Source organism: Delftia sp. UME58, from assembly GCF_014170385.1.
In the GTDB taxonomy this organism is placed as follows: domain Bacteria; phylum Pseudomonadota; class Gammaproteobacteria; order Burkholderiales; family Burkholderiaceae_C; genus Comamonas; species Comamonas acidovorans.
This window is the reverse complement of record NZ_LZZV01000039.1, coordinates 1-616: the sequence shown is the minus strand read 5'-3', so window position 1 is coordinate 616 and position 616 is coordinate 1. Positions and strand designations below refer to the sequence as shown.

1 protein-coding gene is annotated in these 616 nt (G+C 64.3%); it reads right to left on the bottom strand.

The features are described 5' to 3' along the window. A partial coding sequence (locus tag A9976_RS11740) for an oligopeptide/dipeptide ABC transporter ATP-binding protein (RefSeq protein ID WP_183019153.1) occupies positions 1-616 on the bottom strand: 616 nt, incomplete at both ends.

Sequence of the window (616 nt, the reverse complement as noted above, 5' to 3'; positions counted from 1 at the left end):
TCCCCCAGCTTACGCATCGGGCTGGGAATCTCATCCACCAGCAATGAGCGCTCCCGGTGCCGCCGTTGCGGATCCGCGATCGGCACTGCCGCCATCAGCTTCTTCGTATAGGGATGCTGCGGGTTTTCGAAGATCGCCCGGCGCGGCCCGATCTCGACAATCTGCCCCAGGTACATCACCGCCACGCGATGGCTGACGCGTTCGACCACGGCCATGTCGTGCGAAATGAACAGGAACGACACGCCCAGTTCCCGTTGCAGATCCAGCAGCAGGTTCACGATCTGGGCCTGGATCGACACGTCCAGCGCCGACACCGATTCGTCGGCGATCACGACCTTGGGATTCAACGCCAACGCCCGCGCAATGCAGATGCGCTGGCGCTGTCCGCCCGAGAACTCGTGCGGATAGCGGTCGATCATTTCCGGCAGCAGCCCGCACTTGTCCATCAACCAGCGCACCCGCTCCTGCGCAGCCTTGCCGCGGGCCACGCCGTGGATCAACAGGGGCTCCATGATGGAATAGCCCACCGTCATCCGCGGGTCCAGCGATGCGAACGGGTCCTGGAAGATGAACTGGATGTGCTGGCGCAGCGTCTGCATGGCGCTGCCGCGCAGCG